This window comes from Bacillus sp. IT-79MI2 (genome assembly GCF_949768135.1).
Taxonomy (GTDB): Bacteria; Bacillota; Bacilli; order Bacillales; family Bacillaceae_G; genus Bacillus_A; species Bacillus_A pseudomycoides.
The window spans coordinates 40,454-61,664 of the sequence record NZ_CATKPV010000058.1 but is presented as its reverse complement, the minus strand read 5'-3'; the positions used below and the strand labels follow the sequence as shown (position 1 = coordinate 61,664).

23 protein-coding genes and 2 pseudogenes are annotated in these 21,211 nt (G+C 36.5%); 1 reads left to right on the top strand and 24 read right to left on the bottom strand.

Going from position 1 to position 21,211, the window contains the following annotated elements:
- Positions 1-21: 21 nt before the first annotated feature.
- From hisC to ACM6HU_RS12615, 19 genes and pseudogenes are all read right to left on the bottom strand, one after another.
- On the bottom strand, positions 22-1,134 hold the full coding sequence (hisC, locus tag ACM6HU_RS12705) for a histidinol-phosphate transaminase (RefSeq protein ID WP_088094033.1): 1,113 nt from the start codon (positions 1,132-1,134) through the stop codon (positions 22-24).
- A 14-nt stretch (positions 1,135-1,148) separates the two neighbouring features.
- A pseudogene (locus ACM6HU_RS12700) lies at positions 1,149-1,443 on the bottom strand (chorismate mutase).
- 53 nt (positions 1,444-1,496) lie between these two features.
- Positions 1,497-2,588 carry a 3-dehydroquinate synthase gene (gene aroB / locus ACM6HU_RS12695; RefSeq protein ID WP_242227109.1) on the bottom strand — a complete coding sequence of 364 codons (1,092 nt, stop codon included), beginning with the start codon at positions 2,586-2,588 and terminating at the stop codon, positions 1,497-1,499.
- Positions 2,588-3,760, bottom strand: a complete 1,173-nt coding sequence (aroC, locus tag ACM6HU_RS12690) for a chorismate synthase (RefSeq protein ID WP_414848219.1) — start codon at positions 3,758-3,760, stop codon at positions 2,588-2,590. Before aroC ends, aroB begins: the two co-directional genes overlap by 1 nt.
- Positions 3,761-4,053: 293 nt before the next feature.
- On the bottom strand, positions 4,054-4,500 hold the full coding sequence (gene ndk, locus ACM6HU_RS12685) for a nucleoside-diphosphate kinase (RefSeq protein WP_003206516.1): 447 nt from the start codon (positions 4,498-4,500) through the stop codon (positions 4,054-4,056).
- A gap of 125 nt (positions 4,501-4,625) precedes the next feature.
- Positions 4,626-5,588 carry a heptaprenyl diphosphate synthase component II gene (gene hepT / locus ACM6HU_RS12680; RefSeq protein WP_016114094.1) on the bottom strand — a complete coding sequence of 321 codons (963 nt, stop codon included), beginning with the start codon at positions 5,586-5,588 and terminating at the stop codon, positions 4,626-4,628.
- Between the two features lie 32 nt (positions 5,589-5,620).
- Positions 5,621-6,334, bottom strand: a complete 714-nt coding sequence (locus ACM6HU_RS12675; RefSeq protein WP_242227111.1) for a demethylmenaquinone methyltransferase — start codon at positions 6,332-6,334, stop codon at positions 5,621-5,623.
- 30 nt (positions 6,335-6,364) lie between these two features.
- On the bottom strand, positions 6,365-7,120 hold the full coding sequence (locus ACM6HU_RS12670) for a heptaprenyl diphosphate synthase component 1 (protein WP_016114092.1): 756 nt from the start codon (positions 7,118-7,120) through the stop codon (positions 6,365-6,367).
- Positions 7,121-7,503: 383 nt separating this feature from the next.
- Entirely contained in the window at positions 7,504-8,073 is a 570-nt protein-coding gene (gene folE / locus ACM6HU_RS12665; protein ID WP_003206523.1) for a GTP cyclohydrolase I FolE, read from the bottom strand.
- A gap of 122 nt (positions 8,074-8,195) precedes the next feature.
- A complete protein-coding gene (locus ACM6HU_RS12660) occupies positions 8,196-8,468 on the bottom strand; it encodes an HU family DNA-binding protein (protein ID WP_001043860.1) in 273 nt (90 codons plus the stop codon).
- A 353-nt stretch (positions 8,469-8,821) separates the two neighbouring features.
- Entirely contained in the window at positions 8,822-10,300 is a 1,479-nt protein-coding gene (spoIVA, locus tag ACM6HU_RS12655) for a stage IV sporulation protein A (RefSeq protein WP_016114091.1), read from the bottom strand.
- A gap of 247 nt (positions 10,301-10,547) precedes the next feature.
- Complete coding sequence (locus ACM6HU_RS12650; RefSeq protein ID WP_026008435.1) at positions 10,548-11,258, bottom strand: hypothetical protein; 711 nt, start codon at positions 11,256-11,258, stop codon at positions 10,548-10,550.
- 109 nt (positions 11,259-11,367) lie between these two features.
- Positions 11,368-11,571, bottom strand: a complete 204-nt coding sequence (locus ACM6HU_RS12645) for a DUF2768 domain-containing protein (protein ID WP_016114089.1) — start codon at positions 11,569-11,571, stop codon at positions 11,368-11,370.
- Between the two features lie 706 nt (positions 11,572-12,277).
- Positions 12,278-12,529, bottom strand: a complete 252-nt coding sequence (locus ACM6HU_RS12640; RefSeq protein ID WP_000369751.1) for a stage VI sporulation protein F — start codon at positions 12,527-12,529, stop codon at positions 12,278-12,280.
- A gap of 116 nt (positions 12,530-12,645) precedes the next feature.
- On the bottom strand, positions 12,646-13,668 hold the full coding sequence (locus ACM6HU_RS12635) for an NAD(P)H-dependent glycerol-3-phosphate dehydrogenase (protein WP_016114088.1): 1,023 nt from the start codon (positions 13,666-13,668) through the stop codon (positions 12,646-12,648).
- Between the two features lie 18 nt (positions 13,669-13,686).
- Positions 13,687-14,997, bottom strand: coding sequence for a ribosome biogenesis GTPase Der (gene der, locus ACM6HU_RS12630; protein WP_003206531.1), 1,311 nt, complete (start codon positions 14,995-14,997; stop codon positions 13,687-13,689).
- Positions 14,998-15,121: 124 nt separating this feature from the next.
- A complete protein-coding gene (locus tag ACM6HU_RS12625) occupies positions 15,122-15,307 on the bottom strand; it encodes a capping complex subunit for YIEGIA (RefSeq protein WP_016114087.1) in 186 nt (61 codons plus the stop codon).
- The gene (locus tag ACM6HU_RS12620; protein WP_016114086.1) at positions 15,304-16,197 is read right to left on the bottom strand and encodes a YIEGIA family protein; all 894 of its coding nucleotides are present in this window, start codon (positions 16,195-16,197) and stop codon (positions 15,304-15,306) included. Before ACM6HU_RS12620 ends, ACM6HU_RS12625 begins: the two co-directional genes overlap by 4 nt.
- Positions 16,190-16,800: pseudogene (locus tag ACM6HU_RS12615) on the bottom strand (hypothetical protein). Before ACM6HU_RS12615 ends, ACM6HU_RS12620 begins: the two are co-directional and overlap by 8 nt.
- 118 nt (positions 16,801-16,918) lie before the next feature.
- Between ACM6HU_RS12615 and ACM6HU_RS12610 the strand changes: the two are divergent.
- Complete coding sequence (locus ACM6HU_RS12610) at positions 16,919-17,053, top strand: YpzI family protein (protein ID WP_414848218.1); 135 nt, start codon at positions 16,919-16,921, stop codon at positions 17,051-17,053.
- Positions 17,054-17,106: 53 nt separating this feature from the next.
- Here ACM6HU_RS12610 and ACM6HU_RS12605 read toward each other — a convergent pair whose 3' ends face one another.
- From ACM6HU_RS12605 to ACM6HU_RS12585, 5 genes are all read right to left on the bottom strand, one after another.
- Positions 17,107-17,328: an ATP-binding cassette domain-containing protein gene (locus ACM6HU_RS12605; RefSeq protein ID WP_016132655.1), complete on the bottom strand. Its 222-nt coding sequence runs from the start codon at positions 17,326-17,328 to the stop codon at positions 17,107-17,109.
- A gap of 128 nt (positions 17,329-17,456) precedes the next feature.
- The gene (fni, locus tag ACM6HU_RS12600) at positions 17,457-18,506 is read right to left on the bottom strand and encodes a type 2 isopentenyl-diphosphate Delta-isomerase (protein ID WP_016114082.1); all 1,050 of its coding nucleotides are present in this window, start codon (positions 18,504-18,506) and stop codon (positions 17,457-17,459) included.
- A 12-nt stretch (positions 18,507-18,518) separates the two neighbouring features.
- A complete protein-coding gene (gene rpsA, locus ACM6HU_RS12595) occupies positions 18,519-19,667 on the bottom strand; it encodes a 30S ribosomal protein S1 (protein WP_016114081.1) in 1,149 nt (382 codons plus the stop codon).
- Positions 19,668-20,021: 354 nt separating this feature from the next.
- Positions 20,022-20,699 carry a (d)CMP kinase gene (gene cmk / locus ACM6HU_RS12590; protein WP_016132654.1) on the bottom strand — a complete coding sequence of 226 codons (678 nt, stop codon included), beginning with the start codon at positions 20,697-20,699 and terminating at the stop codon, positions 20,022-20,024.
- Positions 20,700-20,832: 133 nt separating this feature from the next.
- Entirely contained in the window at positions 20,833-21,006 is a 174-nt protein-coding gene (locus tag ACM6HU_RS12585) for a DUF5359 family protein (protein ID WP_003196311.1), read from the bottom strand.
- Positions 21,007-21,211 lie beyond the last annotated feature (205 nt).

Genomic DNA, 21,211 nt, shown 5'->3' with positions numbered 1-21,211 from the left:
TAATGGGAGCCGCGCTTTTTCTTAAGAATACGTTTTTTCTTTCTTCTTTTGCTCTTTCACAAGTTCCGTCAGCAATTCAATAATCTCATCATTCTCTTCTTTTAAACCAACAGTAATACGAATACCATCTGGCAAGCCAAACGCAGCACCTGAACGAACAATATACCCTTTTCTCATTAATCTTTCAAATGCTTCATTACCGGGAATCCCAAGCCTTAAGAAGATGAAATTTGTTTGTGATGGATAGTAAAAAACGTCGTACTCCTTACAGAACGTATAATATTGATTTAATCCTTCAGCATTTTGCTTCACGCACTCTTGTAAAAATTCTTGATCTTCTATCGCTGCCAAACCAACAGCTTGCGCAATAGCTGATGTATTAAATGGTAATCTTGCTACTTCTAATTGCTGTATGAGTTTTTCATTCCCTACAGCATAACCAATACGAAAAGCAGCTAAGCCATATGCTTTTGAAAATGTACGTAACACCATGAGATTTTCATACTCTTCAAGAAGTGGCAATGTTTGTGGATACTCTTTCGCTCCTGCATATTCATAGTATGCTTCATCCATAATTACGAGTGTTGACTTCGGAACCGCCTCTAAAAATGAAAGTAATTTTTGCTTTTCTACATATGTTCCTGTTGGATTGTTCGGATTACAAATCCATACGATTTGCGTTTGTTCATCAATTTGCTTTAGCATCGTGTCCAAGTCATGAATACCATCCTTAAGTGGCACTTCACGAACCTCTGCCCCTTCAATTACAGCATGGTGATAGTATTGTGAAAATGTTGGATTTGCCATCACAACATTTGTACCTTTTTCTAATAAAGCGCGACTAATCATTTGAATTACTTCATCCAGACCGCTACCAAATAAAAGTTGCTCTGGTTTCACATGAAGGTGTGCGGCTACTTTTTCACGAAGTTCAAAAGCTGCTCCATCTGGATATAAAGCATATTGTGTGCTTAATGAAGCTAAAGCTTCCGTTACACGTTTTGAACAGCCAAACGGGTTTTCATTAGATGCTAATTTTACAATTTTAGATAATCCATATTCTCTTTTTACTTCTTCAATGTTTTTGCCAGGTACATATGCTTTCAAAGTTAACAATTGCTCTTTTACTCTCATTTTGATTCCCCCTGTCATTTTACTAGATTAGACCGCAGTACAATCGCCTTTTCTGCATGTATACACTCTACTTCATGCTGCAACTTTTTTGTCGTGACTGTCATTATCACACGAATACACTTCTGCAAAGCATTCGGTACATCTATTTCTTTTACACACATCACCGGTAATAAGTAAAGCCTTCCAAGTCGCTGCCTGAAAACATGCATTTATGTCAGCTGTTGTAGAAATTAACACCGATACAATATCAGCCGGATAGATTCCATTGTCATTTGCTATTCTCTTCACTAAACGCTCTGTTGCAGTCAATATCTCCTCAGCTTCATTATGTTCGACTGTAATCGCGCCGCGAATTGCGCGAATCAAATAGATTCCTCATCTCTTTGAAATGCTTCTAATGTAGTATGAACAGTCTCATCTGAAATAGATACGACATTCAACACCCCATATTCCTGCATAAGTACCATACGAATTATTCCTGCGTTCGCTTTTTTATCTTGCTTCATCACTTGCACAAGACGTTCTATATTTAGATTCCTTGGCATAGGTGGATAACCATACTGAGAAAACCACCGCTTAATTTCCTTATAACCAAGGTCTACTTTATAAATTTGTTCACTTAAGAATATCGCGAATAACATACCAATTGCTACTCCATCACCATGAGTAATTTCCCCATATCCCATCTCTTTTTCAAGAGCATGTCCTAATGTATGTCCAAAATTCAAGTGAGCACGCACACCTTTTTCAGTTTCGTCTTGCGCTACAATATTTGCTTTTACAGGAATTGCTCGCTGTAATATATAAATTAATTTTTCATCCCGTATATCTTCTAATGTTTTCACTTCTCGCTTTAACCAATGATATAATTCAACATCACCGATAAAAGCATGTTTAATCGCTTCAGCAAATCCTGAACGCCACTCTTTTTCCGGTAATGAATTTAAAAATGGTGTATGATATAGAACTGCTTCTGGCTGATGAAACGCTCCGATCATATTTTTTCCTAGAGGGTGATTAATGGCAACTTTTCCACCAACTGCGCTGTCATGTGCCAGTAACGTTGTTGGAACTTGAATAAAGCGAATACCGCGCATAAATGTCGCCGCAACAAAACCCGCTAAATCACCGATCATTCCTCCTCCAAGTGCAACAACTAAAGAATGTCGATCCATCCCATTTTCAAGCGCTGACGTATGAGCCGCATAAAAGTTTTCAAATGATTTTTCTTTCTCTCCACTTGGAACAACAAATGAAAAAACATGTTTTTCTACTTGCAATGCATCCATAACTTCTTCTAAATGAAATGATGCGACAGATTCATCAGAAATGACCATTACATTAGAAACAGTCGGTTCCATATTTCGAACAAGCGCTGTCAAATGTGACAACGCATCTTTTCCTACATATACATCATACTCTTTAGACTGCGTCTGAATATGTATTTTCTCCATTAAAATTCCCTCGCATATTCATTATGTTTCTTAATATTTTCACGAATACAATCCATACGATCTGCTCCAAATTGTTCCACTAGAGCTACTGCTAGTTCCCATGCAACAACTGCTTCCGCCACAACACTAGCTGCTGGTACAGCACAACTATCAGAACGTTCAATGCTCGCTGAAAAAGATTCTTTCGTATCAATATCAACACTTTGAAGCGGCTTATATAGCGTTGGAATGGGTTTCATGACGCCGCGTACGACAACCGGCATACCTGTTGTCATGCCACCTTCTAATCCACCAGCATGATTTGTTCGTCTCGTATACCCTTTTTCTTGATCCCAAAGAATTTCATCGTGTACTTGACTTCCTGGCTTATGTGCCGCTTCAAATCCAATGCCAATTTCCACACCTTTAAAAGCATTTATACTCATTACTGCCGCTGCTAATTTCGCATCGAGTTTTTGGTCATAATGCACATAGCTCCCTACTCCAATTGGCATTCCCTCTACAATAACTTCAACAATTCCACCAATAGAATCTCCACTTGTTTTTGCATCATCAATTGCCTGCATCATCTTTTTAGATGCTTCCTCATCTAAACAACGAACCGGGGATGCTTCTGTAATTTCTTGTAGTTGTTCTATTGAGTCATATGTAAGCTTTTCTGCCTGCACACCGCCAATTTCAATTACATGTCCAGCAACCTTTACACCTAACTCTGCTAAAAGTCTTTTCGCAACAGCTCCTGCTGCAACTCGAACTGTTGTTTCACGTGCTGAAGAGCGTTCAAGTACATTTCTCATATCACGGTGTCCATATTTAATTGCACCATTTAAATCAGCATGACCAGGTCTCGGTCTTGTAATTTGTCTTTTCATTTCTTTTGCTTCTTGTTCAGTTAACGGATCTACTCCCATAATCTTTGTCCAATGGGTAAAATCTCGATTTTCGACAACGAGTGCAATTGGAGACCCAAGCGTAAGTCCATGTCTAACACCACTGACAATTTGTGCTTGATCTTTTTCAATCTGCATACGTCTGCCACGTCCGTAACCTTTCTGCCTTCTTGCTAATTCTTCATTTATATCATCTGCTACTAAAGATAACCCTGCTGGAATACCTTCCAAAATTGCCGTAAGCTGCGGACCGTGAGATTCACCCGCTGTGATGTATCGCATCGGATATTCCCCTTTTCTTGTAATTATTTTATCCACATTAATGATAGGATGAGGATCTGACCGCTTCTACGCATGAGCGGATGCTCTCTCCCACCTAAAAAGAAAGGTTTTATGTCTTGTTCAAAAGTTATTCTTCCTTCATAGAAGTTTTACTTTATGTATCAATATATCATACCGGGCCTTACTTCGTAACTATTTGAAACCAAAAAAGTGCAAGAAGAGTATTCACACTCTCCTTGCACTTTTCACTATTATCACAGTAATTAAAGCGTTTACAAATTATTTTAAAATAATTAGTAAATCCATTGATTCATTAATTTTGAGTAGTCTACTAATTCTTCTTCTTTAAAGAAAATACCAATCTCACGTTCTGCACTTTCTAGAGAATCAGAACCATGGATAATATTTTTCGCAACTGTTACACCAAAATCGCCACGAATTGTACCTAGTGCCGCTTCATGAGGTCTTGTTTTACCCATCATATTACGAGCAGTATCTACTACACCTTCCCCTTGCCATACCATTGCAAAAACAGGACCAGATGTAATGAAATCTACTAATTCACCAAAGAAAGGTTTTTCTGTGTGCTCAGCGTAATGTTTTCCTGCAATTTCTGGAGTAACTTGCATTAATTTCGCACCAACTAATTGAAAGCCCTTTTTCTCAAAACGAGCTACAATTTCCCCAATGAAGGCACGTTGTACGCCGTCTGGTTTTACCATTAGAAATGTTTTTTCCATAAAAAATCTCTCCACTTCTGAATTATGTATGTAATTGTATATCCCCACACACATATTAACACCCTTATCACAATTGTGCAATAGTTTTGAAATAGAGAGATTATTTTATTTGTAAAAGAAAGTCATTAAAATTTTCGTTTTCCAATATACTTTGCAACATTTTGCAACGCATATTTTGCCTGTCCACGTGGCAAAGGTTTTATTACCTCTAATGCTTTATGTAAATAACGTTCACTAAATGCAAATGCCCGATCAATTGCTGGACTTGTTTTAATATCATGAATAATTTCTTTCATCTCACTTGCAGTTGTATTTTCATGTACGGATACAATTTTTGCACGAAGCTCTGGATCTTCCATTGCATACAAAGCTGGAAGTGTGACATTTCCTTGCAATAAATCTCCACCAGCAGGTTTTCCTAATTTTTCTTCTGTTGAAACGAAATCTAAAATATCATCAATAATTTGATACGACATTCCAACAAAATAACCATACCAAAACAAACGATTTACAGTATCACGACTTGCCCCAGAAGCAATGGCTCCCAACTGACAACTAGCCGCAATCAACAATGCTGTTTTTCTCTTAATTCGTCGTAAATACGTTCTTAAATTTTGATTATAATCATACTTATCCTTAATTTGTTCGATTTCACCCTTACACACTTCCAAAATTGTATACGACAATGCCTGGTGAGCTTCTGGAACTTCTAAATTCGTAATGCACTCTAGAGACTTTGCAAACAAATAATCTCCCGTATACATCGCAATACGATCTCCCCATTTTGCATTTACAGTTGCACTACTTCTTCGTAAGAGCGCTGCGTCAATTACATCATCATGAACAAGCGAAGCCATATGGATGAGCTCTAGAGCAACTGCAACATGTTTAATTGCATCTAACTTGTAGTCTCCGAATTTCCCCGCAAGTAGCACAAATACAGGACGAATTCGTTTACCACCAGCTTCGATAAGCTGTAATGCCGCATCTTCTATTAGTTGTTGCTCTGAGGCAACAACCTTTTTTAATTCTTTTTCTATTACATCAATATCCGATCGTAAAAAAGAGTACATAAGTTGTAACTTCATATTGTTCACCTTAACCTAAAAACGTCTTTTTTCTATTTTAATTTCGGTTTTAATCCTAAGTGCATAGCTGCTACACCAAAAGTAAATGGTTTCACTTGCACATGCTCAAGTCCTGCCGATTCAAACATCTTCGCTAATTCTTTCATCCCTGGGAATGTGCTAGCAGACTCCTGAAGCCATGAATATTCCTTATAGCTTTTTGCAAACATTTTGCCAAACAAAGGCATAATGTATTTGAAATACAAAATATACATATGGCGAAAACCAATCATCGTTGGTTGAGATGTTTCTAAACAAATCACTTTCCCGCCTGGCTTTACTACTCGCGTCATTTCTTTTAATACGTGCATATAATCAGGAACATTACGAAGACCAAATCCGATTGTTACATAATCAAATGTACCATCTTCAAATGGAAGTTCCATCGCATTCCCATGCATAAGTTCCACATGCTTTAAATTTAAAGCTTCTACTTTCTCTTTTCCAACAGATAGCATATTTTCACTAAAGTCTAATCCATATACTTTCCCAGTCGTTCCAACAGCATCAGCAAGTGCAATTGTCCAATCAGCAGTTCCACAACACACATCTAACGCCTTGCTTCCAGGCTGTACATCCATAATTCGCATCGTTTCTTTTCGCCATGCTTTATGCCTTTGAAAACTTATAACTGAATTCATTACATCGTATTTATCAGAGATTTTTTCAAATACGTCATGTACTCTTTCTTCTTTTGATTGTTGCATGCGCTTACCCTTCTTCCAATATAAAATTGCTTATGTTTTCAATTTATCTTGTAATGCGGAAACTATCTCATCAATTTCTTTATGGCTTTGAAGAAATGATTTTTCTTGTTCATCCATTTTTTTCAACCACTCTGTAAAGACCGTTTCCACATTTCTGTCATCATCATTTGATAGAGTTGCTTGAACCGCTTGAAAAACAGGTGCAGTTTTTCTTTTAGCATGCAATTGATACTCTTTTTGAAGACGCTTATTCCCTAGCATATACGCTATAAACGGTTTCCAATGTGATAAATGAAAATGATCACATGTTTTTTGTAAAAGTGCCGATTCGATTGTCATAACACTTTTGACTACTTCATCAGCTGTTTCATATGCCCTCTGATATAACATAATTTTATGTTCATTAATTTCTTTAATCCCTTCGGCAAGTGCACGAATTAATACAATATCACAATTCATTGAAAGTAAATAATAATACAATCCACTATAGTAATCACCTGCAAGTACTGTAAGCTGACGACGCTTATGAAATCCACTTGCTTCTTCATCTGCTTTGTTTGATACTTTTTCATGTGTATCAAGAGCGATTTGTACAAGCATAATCGTTAAAACATAGTGATCAATTTGTTCTTTATGTAAATTTGCATTTTTTAAAGCAGCGTATAAGAGCACTACCTTTTCTTCATCAATAAATGGTTCTTCAATATAGTTTATAAAATAAGGATGGCGCAGTTTTGATAGCAACTGCTCCTTTATATCCGCATACCCTCCGTAGATGTCACACACAAAAAATCACCCTTGTTTTCTAATTCATAAAACCTATTATAACACATACATTCTATTTTCTATAACCAAAACTTGGGGAATCAAGATAAACCATACGTTAGATTTCTATTCATACAATACGCATAAAAAACAAAAACTCATTCACCTATAAGTTTATGGACAGCTATCAAAATATATGTAATTTTTTAAAGACTATATCTCTCACTCCATAAACACACATTAAAATGGAATTCTCATCTCTCCTTGCTCATTATAAGAATTTAGATTTCACAGGCAGTAATCCCCACCTAGTTTTGTTGGATACAGACAGTATTTCCTACAAACAACCGGAATCAAAAGTAAAATAATATAAATAAAAAAGAAAAGCAGTTTCCCGCTTTCCTTTACTTTGCCTTAATAAAAGACAAAATTTCGCTACGTGCCGCTGCATCATTTTCTAACACACCGCGCACTGCTGTAGTTACCGTTTTTGCACCAGGCTTTTTCACACCGCGCATTGTCATACACATATGTTCCGCTTCAACAACTACCATAACACCATGTGGTTCTAGCACTTCCATAATAGAATTAGCCACTGTTGACGTAATACGTTCTTGAAGTTGTGGACGACGTGCAATTGTATCTACAGTACGAGCTAATTTACTTAAACCTGTTACTTTTCCACCACGTGGAATATATGCAACATGAGCAACTCCGTAAAACGGAACAAGATGGTGCTCACACATCGAATAAAATGGAATATCTTTTACTAATACAAGCTCCTCGTGCTCTTCTCCAAACACTTTATGCAAATGCTCCTTTGGATCTTCATGCATACCTGAAAATACTTCTGCATACATTTTCGCAACACGTTTCGGTGTATCAAGTACTCCCTCACGATTTGGATCGTCTCCAATTGCCTCTAGAATAAGACGCACTGCTTGCTCGATTTGTTCTAAGTTAACTTTTGCCATCCGCTTAACCCTCCCGAAAAACCTAAAAGTGATACGAACACATTCTAGCATATTTATGATTTTAAAAGCAAAAAGAAGAGTTTCCAAAAAGGAAACTCTTCTTCCCTGTTAATATGTAAGGATTATTTAACCGCATCTTTTAACGCTTTACCAGGTTTGAATGCAGGTACTTTACTTGCAGCGATTTCAATTTCCTCACCAGTTTGTGGGTTGCGTCCTTTACGAGCCGCACGCTCACGAACTTCGAAGTTACCGAATCCGATCAATTGTACTTTATCACCTTGTTTTAAAGCTTCTAAGATAGAATCAAAAACAGCGTCAACTGCTTTTGTTGCGTCCTTTTTAGAAAGGGAACTTGCTTCTGCAACAGCATTGATTAAATCTGTCTTGTTCATGCCATTCACCTCCTCCCAAAGATAAGACTGTATAATGATCATAAAATGAGTCTTACTTTCATTTGTAGGCAATTTTTACAAATTCTATACTACAAAGATGTAGATAAATCATTATCAACGCCTATATTATACGATTCTCCTGTATAATTCAATATTTTTAAAGAAATTGTTACCTCGAAAATGTGAAAAAACGATGAAACTTGACAATATGCTACAAAATATTAGATAATGGCTATTTCTTTTCTCCCCTCCGCCTATCTTCCTCACTTTTCTCTGAATCTTGAGACTGGAGTCTTACAGACTACAAATAGCGGGATAAAAAAGCAAAAACCCCCTGCTCGAGGGGGGGGGCCTTATAAAATAATGGCAATCAATCCGCCAGATCCTTCGTTAATAATTCTTTCTAGCGTTTCTTTTAATTTGTAACGAGCATTTTCAGGCATTAAAGATAATTTTGCTTGAATTCCTTCTCGAACAATTGAACTAAGCGAGCGTCCAAAGATATCAGAATTCCATATAGAAAGCGGATCATCCTCAAAATCTTGCATTAAGTAGCGGACAAGCTCTTCACTTTGCTTTTCAGTGCCAATAATTGGCTCAAATGTAGATTCAACATCAACTTTAATCATATGAATAGACGGTGCAACTGCCTTTAATTTCACACCGAATCGCGATCCATGACGAATAATTTCTGGCTCATCTAGGCTCATATCAGCTAAGGCCGGCGCAGCTACGCCATATCCTGTTTGTTTGACCATTCTTAAAGCCTCTGAAACTTGATCATACTCCGTTTTTGCATGAGAAAAATCAAGCATAAGCTTTAATAAATGATCTTTCCCTCTAATTTCTACACCTACAACTTCTTTTAATATTTGATCGTACAATTCATCTGGTGCATATAAATCAATCTCTGCAACGCCCTGCCCCATATCAATCCCAGCTAAACTCGCTCGATCAATAAACTCATATTGACTAAATTGCCAAACAACACGATCTACATCACGAAGCCTTTTTATATCTTTAACTGTCTCTTGAACAGCTTCTTGATAACTTTGACGTAACCAATGTCCCTCATTTAATACCATAACCCAGCTTGGTAGATTCACATTCACTTCCAAAACAGGGAATTCAAATAAAGCTTCACGAAGTACATTGTAAACATCTGTTTCTCTTAAACTCTCCACACTCATTGCTAATACAGGAATATCATGCTCCTCTGATAAACTTTGACGTAACTGTTCTGTATCTGGATGATACGGCTGTACTGTATTAATAATCATGATAAACGGTTTACCCACTTCTTTTAACTCATTGATAACACGTTCTTCTGCTTCTATATAATCTCGTCTTGGAATTTCTCCAATCGTTCCATCAGTTGTAATGACAACCCCAATAGTAGAATGTTCTTGAATCACCTTACGCGTTCCAATTTCAGCAGCCTCATGAAACGGGATGGGTTCTTCATACCAAGGTGTATTAATCATGCGTGGGCCATTCTCATCTTCATATCCTTTCGCTCCAGGAACCGTATAACCAACACAATCTACTAATCGAATATTTACTTCAAGACCGTCATCAACATGGATGGAAACCGCTTGGTTTGGAACAAATTTCGGTTCTGTTGTCATAATCGTACGTCCAGCAGCACTTTGAGGTAATTCATCTTGTGCTCGCTGACGATCTGAATCATTTTCGATATTCGGAATAACAACAAGCTCCATAAATTTTTTAATAAACGTTGATTTTCCTGTTCGAACAGCTCCTACAACCCCTAAATAAATATCACCGCCTGTGCGCTCAGCAATATCTTTAAAAATATCGACCTTTTCCAAGTGATTCCCTCCCTCAAAATTTTTGGGAATAATCCAATTTGTATTCACATACAATATCCTTCACTGATGTCTCCTATCATATGAAATAACATAAAAATATTCTAGAAGTGTGGACAATATATCATATGATTTTGTCCTAAATTCATATGACTATTTAAAAAGAACTTTTTGTTTGCATCATAAGTTGTAATACATGAAAAAACCTTTCTTCTAGAACTTATTCGCTAGAAGAAAGGTTCATGACTTATCATTTAAAAAAAATTGGTTCTCCGTTTCTTACTGTATACGGTAAAGAGTATGCGGGCACAAATGGTGTATCTTTTAAAAGCATATTACGAATATCTTCCCCCTCTTTCAACTTTTCTCCGTTTTTTTGTAACATTTCATATAAATCCATTCGATAATCAACAAAAATCTCCCCTTTTTCATTAATTACAAGCGGTAATCCCTTTCCAGAATATGGGCTTGTCACTTGAGGTACATCTTTATATCCCATCTTTTTGAAATCTAGCTCATAAACACCATCTGCAATAACCTTTTTAAAAGGAGGATATTGATGTTCATCACGATACATTTGCAATTTCAACTTAACATCCCGAATTTGTTCTGCCATTCTTACATCGATTAATTTTACCGTTGGATTTGTTTCTACATCTACTAATACATATTGATATACACCACCACTTTCATATGCATTTCCAGGTGCTTCTTGTATATAACGTGGTGCAATTTTTTGAAAATCAATTGGATATTTTTGATAAATTGGTGTGCTCATATCACGCGTTTTAATTGGCAATAAACCATTATTTTGTTCCTTATATGTATTGACTGCCTTTTGTACAGCTTGCAGCTGATCTTCATAAGGGACAGCATTCTGTTTCATATTTTCTCTAGGATACATACATCCTGACAAAAGGCTTATACAACAAAATATTAAAATAATATAGTTTTTTTTCACAGACAATCCATCCTTTATTTTCTCGCTCACATCTATTAAATCTTGTTTATTCATTTCCACCTACCTCCCCACAATCTATTTGAAAACAAAGAGTGGCGATTATTCATTCTTATTGTTCGACTGGCCCACTAAATACAACGAGAAAAATAACAATCCCAGATACAACCATAAGTGTATAAGCAACCAGCGCTGTAATACCTTTCAAAATTTTATTCTTTATTTTATGCCTACTTAATAAAATAAAAGCTACTGCAATAAACATGAATCCCATTGCTCCTAAAGAAAACCACATTTTTATAAGTCCTTCAGACATATACACACCCCTTAATTATCAATCTATTTTTATACTATTTTAACAAATTAAAAATTTTAAACAAATAGAAAAATAATATAAGACCATTCTTTTTAGCTGGTAGAGAGCATCCGGCCATACATAGAAGCGGTGAAGGCACTGAAAAAGTGTTTGCTTTGAAAAAATAACACGAATTTTATCAATATGTTGAAAAGAAAAAGGAGTCCATTACCTGTATATAGTAGGTGATGAACTCCTTTTTCTTATGAAGTAGACTTTTTCAGTGGCCTAAGAAGCGGTTAGATCCTTTTTCTGCCCCATGCCAAGTGAAAACAGAGGGAGAAAGCGGGTGGAGACTTCCTTTTATTTTCACAGCTGAGACTTATATGTTGGAGAATATTTATGTATACGTACAAATTGAAAAAAACGGCAGAAAGCGTTTCTTTTCGGGCGGGAGAGAGCATCCGACCATGCATAGAAGCGGTCAGACCCTCTTCCTGTCCATGCCAAGTGAAAACAAATAGATAAAATGAGTGTAGGTCACCTTTCGTTCTTCATAATGGTGAATTATATATTGAAAAATCAAAATGTAAATAAAAAAACAAAAATAAAACCGAAGCGAATGTATCATCTTCGCTTCGGTTGACCAAATACGCCCACAAACAGCCCCAATCCCATTTCTTCATAGCTATCGTATGCAATCCTCGAACCCTTTGTTTCGCATGCTTTATTTTTTAAACATTTTACTTAACGAGCTAAAGTCTGTTGGCATATTATTATTAATAATCGCTTTTACAATTTGATCTTCTTGCTCTTTTGGTACCTCTCGCCCTGCCATTACTGCGACCTGATGGATTAATTGACGTAGTACTTTCTCATCGCGTAAATTTGCATTTTGTACAGATGATGCTAATTTAAAAATATCGTCTTTATTTACTTTCGCTTCTTTTTCAATATTATTGAAAATGTTATTATCCATTTTCTTCACCCTCTCTTCAAGTTACAATCCATCGTATGCAAAAAGAAATAAATGGTGAAAAAACCCAGAAAAACAAAAAGCTGTATACGTGCTTTTTTCACGCATACAGCTTTTATTTACAATAAATCAGGTATCGCTTCAACTTCATGTTTACGAACACGCCCCATCAATGACCCTACTGCATCTTTCACATTATTTCCATTGAATAGTACATCATATAACGCTGCCGTAATTGGCATTTCAACTTTCATTTTCTCAGCCATCTCATATGCAGCTTTCGTTGTTCGTACACCTTCAACTACCATACCCATACTATCTAATACTTCTTCTAATGAATATCCTTTTCCAAGCATATTTCCCGCACGCCAATTTCGGCTATGGACACTTGTACAAGTTACAATCAAGTCACCCATTCCCGTTAAACCAGCAAATGTTAATGGATTACCACCCATCTTTCTTCCTAAACGAGCGATTTCCGTTAAACCACGTGTCATAAGAGCTGCTTTTGCATTATCACCTAATCCAAGGCCATCCGTTATACCCGCGGCTAGTGCAATAATATTTTTTAATGCCCCACCGAGCTCTACTCCGACAATATCAGGATTCGTATATACTCGGAAATAACTATTCATAAACAAGTCTTGTACTTCTTCAGCTGATTCCATACGTTTAGCAGCTGAAGTAACAGTTGTCGCTTGACGAAGCCCTACCTCTTCCGCATGGCTTGGTCCTGATAGGACAACAACATCACGAATAAGATGCGCTGGAATTTCTTCTTCAATCATTTCTGAAATACGTTTTGAAGTTCCCGGTTCAATCCCTTTACTTGCATGAATCCAAGTAATTGGCTGTGAAACAATTTCTTTCATATTTTGCAATACTTCCCGGTACGCTTTCGTTGGCACGACTAAAAGTACTGTATCTACATCTACTAATGCCTCTTCTAAAGAAGAGTAGGCTACGATTGTGCTTGGCAATGTAATTCCTGGGAGATACCGGCTGTTCTCATGTTTCATATTGATTTCATCCATGAGCTCAGAACGATTTCCCCAAATACGTACATCATGACCATTGTCAGCTAATACCATCGCTAACGCTGTGCCCCAGCTACCTGCTCCTACTACTGTGATTTTTTTCATAAAATCACATCCTCTCCATTAGTCTCTTGCTCTAGAAATAATTCGGATTGGCGTTCCTACGAAGCCAAACGACTCACGCAAACGATTCTTTAAGAAGCGCTCATATGAAAAGTGCATTAATTCTGGATCATTTACAAATACAACAAATGTTGGTGGTTTCACCGCGACTTGCGTTGCGTAGAAGATTTTCAAACGTTGTCCATTATGCGTTGGTGTTGGATTCATTGCAACAGCATCCATAATCACGTCGTTTAATACGTTTGTTTGTACACGAATACTATGACTTTCATTAACTTCATTAATAACTGGTAATAATGTCTGTGTACGTTTTTTCGTTTTCGCAGATAAGAATACAATCGGTGCATAATCCAAGAATTGGAAGTGCGCACGAATATTTTCTTCAAATGCCTTCATTGTCTTTTCATCTTTTTTTACTGCGTCCCACTTATTCACAACGATAATAACTGCTCGTCCTGAGTCATGTGCATAACCAGCAATTTTTTTATCTTGTTCAATAATTCCTTCTTCACCATCTAAAACGACTAAAACAACGTCAGATCGTTCAATCGCTCTCAATGCACGAAGTACACTATACTTTTCAGTACTCTCGTATACTTTCCCTTTTTTACGCATCCCCGCTGTATCAATAATAACGTAATCTTGACCATCTTTACTATATGGTGTATCAACAGCATCACGGGTCGTTCCTGCTACGTTACTTACAATTACACGCTCTTGACCAAGCAATGCATTTACAAGTGATGATTTCCCTACATTTGGACGCCCAATTAATGAGAAACGAATTGTTTCGTCATCATATGCCTCTTCTTCAATCTTAGGGAAATGCTTTGCTGCTTCATCTAATAAATCACCTAAACCTAATCCGTGTGTACCTGAAATTGGGAATGGCTCACCAAATCCTAATGCATAGAAATCATAAATATCATTACGCATCTCTGGATTATCAACCTTATTCACCGCTAGTACAACCGGCTTTTTAGAACGATATAAAATCTTTGCTACTTCTTCATCTGCAGCTGTTACACCATCACGGCCATTTGTCATAAAAATGATAACATCCGCTTCATCAATCGCAACTTCCGCTTGTTGACGAATTTGTGTCAAAAACGGCTCGTCTCCAATATCAATTCCACCTGTATCAATAATGTTAAATTCATGATTTAACCATTCTCCCGCACTATAAATACGATCTCGCGTTACGCCTGGGATATCTTCTACAATTGAAACTCTCTCTCCAACAATTCTATTGAAAATAGTAGATTTCCCTACGTTCGGGCGTCCTACTATTGCCACTACTGGTTTCGGCATATAATTTCATCCTTTCAACTTGCTTCTGTTTATTATGTAAAAAACCCTTCTTTGTGCAAGAAGGGATTTGCATTCCAGAATATTTCTCATCGTATCAAAACATCTCATATTATAACACACGTTACTAATGTTTCACAATAATATATACATTCTCTTGTAAGCGGTGTGCAATACCGTCTAAAATCGCTTCTAAATTATTTGCTACAAATTCCATTTCTTCTTTTGAGTCACAAGTAAATAAAGGTGCTCCCCCAGCAAACTTTTCTGGCGTCGTTGTAATTACAGCAAGAATATAGCTTTCTAACATCATTGTATATCTCCCCTTCCTTTTGGGGCCTCTGATGACATATGAACCGCACTTTCTAATGTTGGTACATTCCCTATTACTGCAATCGCTTTTTTTACATCTTGATCTTGCGGGAGTACAAATACCCCTACTCTTCCATCTTCTAAATCGCGCTTAGCTAAGGGGACTAACGCCGGGGTTCCAGAATCTCTAAATATGCCTAATGCAACCGATACATCATGCAAGATTGCTTGTCGTTGTCCAAGATTGGAGATTGTTACTCTTGCGTCAATAGACTTAGGCTTTAAAATAAAGCCCATTCCATACTTCATAATTTCTTCTTGCCTTGCGGGCAATCCAATATTCATAATATAAATATTATCAATATATAGTCCTGCTCCCTCAAAGTGGAGAGGAACATGCTCAATGTCTACAAGATCATGTAACCTTTTACCAGACATCAATATTTTGGCAATAAAGAATCCCGCTGTGCCAGCAACTACACCAGCTATCCACGAATGAAACCCTATATATGTAAATGTTGTCACAAATGCTGTTAACATCGCTAAATAGTTGCGACTTTCAAATACAAGAGCTATCCCCTCAATATATGTGTTTCCACGCGGTACAAGCTCATACCCATCTAATTGCTGCAGTGTATTCCTTTCCATATTTCGAACATCTCGAAATTGAGACGCAGCTAATGTTAAGAAAGTAATCGCTGAAAAATCCTTCTTCAAAATGGATGGAATAGCAATTGCTCCTAAAGCTGCTGCAATTAATCCCATAGCAATGTGAATGATTTTTCCATGTAAACGTGTCGGATACTGCCTCGTATCTGTACGAAGCATCAAAATTCGCGTTACTGTTCCAGCAATGACGCCACATAAAATGGCTGGTGTATATTCAGTCATGTATTACCCTTGCCTTTCTTTTACATGTTTTTTTCTAAATTGTCCTCTATACGCCGATAATTTTGCGATATAAGACATCATCATAACCAGTAGTGTAGAAACAGCAATGATATCAAAGAATGTCAAACCACCAAATTCGTATGGGAAATGAAGCCTGCGAAAAATAAATGTTACCAATATTTCTCCTTGTAGTGCTCCGGCATATAAAGAACATAGACGCAATAGACGATCTCGATGTAATAAAATTGATGCATATACAAGAGTACCGCTTAACATAAAAATTCTATCAATAACAATCCAAATCGGATCATACACCTCTAATAAATGAAAGCTTGTATATAGCATAGCAATGATAAGTGCCGACAATAAGGCATACATTTTTTTCCACACAGAATATAGAGCAATCCCCAAAAAGGAAATAATACCGAGTATAAGAGCGTTTATTGATACAGTGAAAGAAGCAATAGATACCGTTATCTGTGAACAAATAATAAATATTAATATAGCAGCACTAACTTTCCAACGAATTTCATCTTTTTTCAAAAAAAACGTTGTAACAACCCAGCCCACCCACGCTAAAAAATAAAAATAACTTCCATCCATATTTTCTCCTCCTATCATTTCCATTATGGGAACTTTTTATAAAAACTAATCCTTTTCTTCTTTTTGCATAGTTTTTCTTATAACAGCAACACTTTCTATTAAGGAGGTGTAGATAACGATGGGAAAAGACCGCCAAGAAAAGAAACTAAAACAGTCGCGCAGTGTCGAGTCTGACCGCGACCAATCGCTGCAATATCCTGGAGCAACGAGTCTTGATACACCAGAACAAGCTCGCAAGCAAAATCAGCATTAAACAAAATGAAAAAACAGCCGACATCGGCTGTTTTTTCATTTCCCCACAATTCATTATGTTATTAATCCATTTTCCAACGCTTTCTTTATTGCTTCTACACGATTAGAAACTTGGAGCTTAGTATATATATTAATAATGAGAGTACTTTTCCCAGCTCCATTCGGACCAAGAAAACATAGAATTTCACCTTCCCATACAGAAAATGAAATATTAGATAGTGCTTTAAAAGTTTCATAGCACTTCGTTACTTTATCCACTTCAATAATCTTATTCATTTCATTCCATCTTCCCCTTTCCTCTTCATTGTACAAGGCGGGTACAAAAAAAAATCAACCGAACGGTTGATTTTTTTTTCTTATCTTATTCTGATTTATAAATAACCTGCAAAAAAACTTAAAAAACATTACCTATTGCTATAGCGCATCGTATCAATCCCACGTTGCGATAACCAATGATACGTGTCACCCTTCACAATAAGCGGCACTCGCTGAAGCTCAGAGAGTGTTCTCGCTCCAAGAGCCGTCATTATAAATTGTAAATCTGTATGTAAAAGTTCTATTTCATCCATTAATTTCTGGGTACCATCATTCATCAATATACGTAAAAAATATCCGGCAAAAGCAGTCGCCTGTGCCCCCAGGGCAATCGCTTTTGCTATATCCAGTGCAGTTTGTATACCACCAGATGCAATAAGAGAGAGGTTTTTATTTGTAGAGGATGCTTCTATGATTGAAGCTGCCGTCTGAATGCCCCAATCGTTAAAATAAGAAAGCATTCGCTTCCTTCGCTCATTTTCAACTGCAGCAAAATTTGTGCCACCATAACCACCAACATCTACAGCCGTAACACCAACATTAGTTAGCTGCTGTACCGTTTCTTTACTCATACCAAAACCTACTTCTTTTACTATAACTGGAACCGGAGAACTTGTAACAATTTGTTCAATCCGCTCTAATACGCCTGTAAAATCCCGATCACCTTCTGGCATCGTTAGTTCTTGAATGACATTCAAATGAATTTGCAAAGCATTCGCTTCAACCATATCAACCGCTCGTTTTGCCTGTTCAACGCTCGCTTCACTACCCAAATTTGCAAAAACGATTCCATTTGGATTTACCTTTCGAACAATTCGATAAGAAGATGCTTCTGTTTCATCTTTTAACGCAGCCATTTGAGAACCAACAGCCATCGCAAGGTTGTGATGCTTAGCCACGTGTGCTAACTGTTCATTAATATGTAATGTGTGATCTCCACCACCACCAGTCATCGCATTGATAAAAATCGGCGAACTTAATGAAAGTTCGCCGATTTCCGTTTCAAATGTAATGCTTTCATAACTTGAATTTGGCAAGCTTTGATGGACAAAAGCAATGTCATGAAAGCCATGTATACGAGACTGTCCGGTGGAAAGAGCGTATTCAATATGTTCTAATTTTCGTTTTGCCCTTACCACTTGTACCCCTCTTTATTTCTTTAATTTTTTCAGTTGTTCACCAATAATATCACTAAATTGGAAAGTTGCAGACTCGGAAGTCGGCTCATATTGGCTATAATCTTCTGTTTCATTATTTTCTTCAACAGCTTCTTTTATACTTAAAGAAATGCGTTTTTCTGCTGCATGTACTTCAAGTACTTTCACTTTCACTTCTTGTCCCATTTCTAATACTTCATTTGGATTTTTTACGTGACGATTTGCAATTTGTGATACATGCACAAGTCCTTCTACACCTGGTAAAATTTCAACGAAAGCACCAAATGTAACAATTCGTTTCACTATACCTTCTCGAATATCACCCGCTTTAACTTCAGCAGAAACGTTTTCCCAAGGTCCTGGCTGAGCCGCTTTAATCGATAAAGAAATACGCTGCGTATCTGCATCAACCGATAATACTTTGACTTTTACACTTTGTCCTTGTGTTAACACATCAGAAGGCTGTTCAACGCGGTCATGAGAAATTTGTGAAATGTGTACTAAACCATCTACATCACCAACATTCACAAAAGCACCAAAGTCAGTTAATCGCTGAACTGTACCTTCCACAACGTCTCCTTCTTTTAAAGAAGAAATCGCTTCTTTTTTCTTTGATTCTAATTCTTGTTCTACAACTGCTTTATGTGAAAGAATAACACGATTTTTTTCACGATCTAATTCAACAATTTTCACCGCTAATGTTTTTCCTTTATAATCAGTAAAATCTTCTACATAGTGCATTTCTACAAGTGAAGCTGGAATAAATCCACGGACACCAAGATCCACAACTAAACCACCATTCACAATATCTTTTACAGTAACATCAAAAACCTCACCTGAAGTGAATTTTTCTTGCAACTCTACCCATGCTTTTTCTGCATCAACAGCACGTTTCGATAATACAAGATCATCATCTTCTAATTTAATAACTTTTAATTCAAGATTTTGATCTAATTTTACAACATCGCTCGCTTTTTCAATATGAACGTTAGCTAATTCACTAATCGGAATAACGCCATCTGTTTTGTATCCAACATTTACAAGAACTTGTTTTTCTTCAACCTTTGTTACAGAACCTGTAACAACGTCACCCACTTGTAATGCTTTTGAATCCACAACTTCTTCATTCATTTTTTCTACCATGGAAATACCTCCCTACAGAATTGACAAAGCTTTTTTATGTATATACGAAATGAAAACAAATGTTTTCATTTGCATGTTATAAGAAATTTTTAGCATATACTCGCTTCCAATACATACAACAACCTATTTTTTGCTATACACTTCATAGAAGATATAGAAGCCTATATAAATAGTATACAGCAAAATCTCCTTGAATAAAGTATGTTTTAAAATATAATAGCGAATATATTCTGACAGTTCCTCTTCTTTTACTAACTTCTTACAAATTGACTTATTTGTCAAGGAAAGTGTTTCACTATTCTCTGTTATACCAATATTTTTAAAATAAAAAAAGAAAGAGGATTCCCTCTTTCTTTATTTTGCAAACGCTCCAGAAACAATATCCATAATTCTTTGGACAACTTCTTCAATTGATAAAGAAGTTGTATCTAACTCCAATGCATCATCCGCTTTTTTTAACGGAGAAACTTCGCGCTCTGAATCTAATTTATCACGCTTGGCAATTTCTTTTTTCAATTGCTCCAAACTAGAAGCGAAGCCTTTCTTCGTATTTTCAAGGTGTCTACGCTCCGCTCTCTCTTGAACAGAAGCAAGCATAAAAATCTTCACTTCCGCATTAGGTAGCACATGCGTACCAATATCACGACCATCCATTACCACCCCGCCCTTTTCTGCTAGAGCTTGTTGGCGGCGCACCATCTCTTCGCGAACAAGACGATGCTTGGCAACAATTGATACGCGATTTGTTACATTCGGTGTACGAATCGCTTCAGATACATCCTTGCCGTTTAAGAAAACTAGTTGTGTATTTTCACCTTGCTGAAAATCAATATTCACATTTTTTAAAACTTCCATTAAACTTTCTTCATTTTCAATATCTACATTTTGTTCCAGCGCAGCGTATGTAAGCGTACGATACATTGCACCTGTGTCAATATAGACATAAGAAAGTTCTTTCGCAACAACCTTTGCAACTGTGCTTTTTCCAGCAGCTGCTGGACCATCTATCGCAATTGAAATTCGTTTATCCACTGTAACACCTCATTTTTTTCACTTATAAAACAAAATGAAAAGCAGGTACAAATCCCCTGCTTCTCTATACTTGTTTCATACCGATTAAATCCTCAATTATTGTAGCACAATCCTCACTAGAAGAAAATGAAAACTACTTATTGACTTGTAAAATATCAGTTATATTTTCACTTGTAACTCCTTCATAATAAACGATTTTTGATAAATATTTCACTGTGGATTCTTGCATGAAAAGCAATTGAATAATGCAGAGACAAATAAATTGAATCAATAATATACGAATTAAAGCTCCCTCAATTTTTTTCAAAGAAATATCCTCTTTTCATTTTTCTCACTCATTCTAACAACTCACAATAAAAAAATTAAGAATCCATTCCCTTTAATTATTTCCAATATAAAGTAGTCAACTTTATTTTCATTTCTAATACAAACTTTTATACATTTCCATTGTCGAATCTAGTAAAAACATGGTATGTTCTAAATGTATTTTTTGACTAGAAAGGGGTATAAGC

Bases quoted from the DNA above. Each gene is read 5' to 3' on its own strand.
- ACM6HU_RS12660 (WP_001043860.1), bottom strand. From the start codon at position 8,468: ATGAACAAGACAGATTTAATCAATGCTGTTGCAGAAGCAAGTTCCCTT.
- ACM6HU_RS12645 (WP_016114089.1), bottom strand. From the start codon at position 11,571: ATGTCTGAAGGACTTATAAAAATGTGGTTTTCTTTAGGAGCAATGGGA.
- ACM6HU_RS12605 (WP_016132655.1), bottom strand. From the start codon at position 17,328: ATGAATAAGATTATTGAAGTGGATAAAGTAACGAAGTGCTATGAAACT.
- aroC (WP_414848219.1), bottom strand. From the start codon at position 3,760: ATGCGATACATCACAGCGGGTGAATCTCACGGTCCGCAGCTTACGGCA.
- folE (WP_003206523.1), bottom strand. From the start codon at position 8,073: ATGGCAAAAGTTAACTTAGAACAAATCGAGCAAGCAGTGCGTCTTATT.
- ACM6HU_RS12620 (WP_016114086.1), bottom strand. From the start codon at position 16,197: ATGACTGAATATACACCAGCCATTTTATGTGGCGTCATTGCTGGAACA.
- aroB (WP_242227109.1), bottom strand. From the start codon at position 2,588: ATGGAGAAAATACATATTCAGACGCAGTCTAAAGAGTATGATGTATAT.
- ndk (WP_003206516.1), bottom strand. From the start codon at position 4,500: ATGGAAAAAACATTTCTAATGGTAAAACCAGACGGCGTACAACGTGCC.
- rpsA (WP_016114081.1), bottom strand. From the start codon at position 19,667: ATGGTAGAAAAAATGAATGAAGAAGTTGTGGATTCAAAAGCATTACAA.
- ACM6HU_RS12640 (WP_000369751.1), bottom strand. From the start codon at position 12,529: ATGGATAATAACATTTTCAATAATATTGAAAAAGAAGCGAAAGTAAAT.
- hisC (WP_088094033.1), bottom strand. From the start codon at position 1,134: ATGAGAGTAAAAGAGCAATTGTTAACTTTGAAAGCATATGTACCTGGC.
- ACM6HU_RS12625 (WP_016114087.1), bottom strand. From the start codon at position 15,307: ATGATGTTAGAAAGCTATATTCTTGCTGTAATTACAACGACGCCAGAA.
- der (WP_003206531.1), bottom strand. From the start codon at position 14,997: ATGCCGAAACCAGTAGTGGCAATAGTAGGACGCCCGAACGTAGGGAAA.
- ACM6HU_RS12635 (WP_016114088.1), bottom strand. From the start codon at position 13,668: ATGAAAAAAATCACAGTAGTAGGAGCAGGTAGCTGGGGCACAGCGTTA.
- ACM6HU_RS12675 (WP_242227111.1), bottom strand. From the start codon at position 6,334: ATGCAACAATCAAAAGAAGAAAGAGTACATGACGTATTTGAAAAAATC.
- hepT (WP_016114094.1), bottom strand. From the start codon at position 5,588: ATGAAGTTACAACTTATGTACTCTTTTTTACGATCGGATATTGATGTA.
- ACM6HU_RS12610 (WP_414848218.1), top strand. From the start codon at position 16,919: ATGGGAAAAGACCGCCAAGAAAAGAAACTAAAACAGTCGCGCAGTGTC.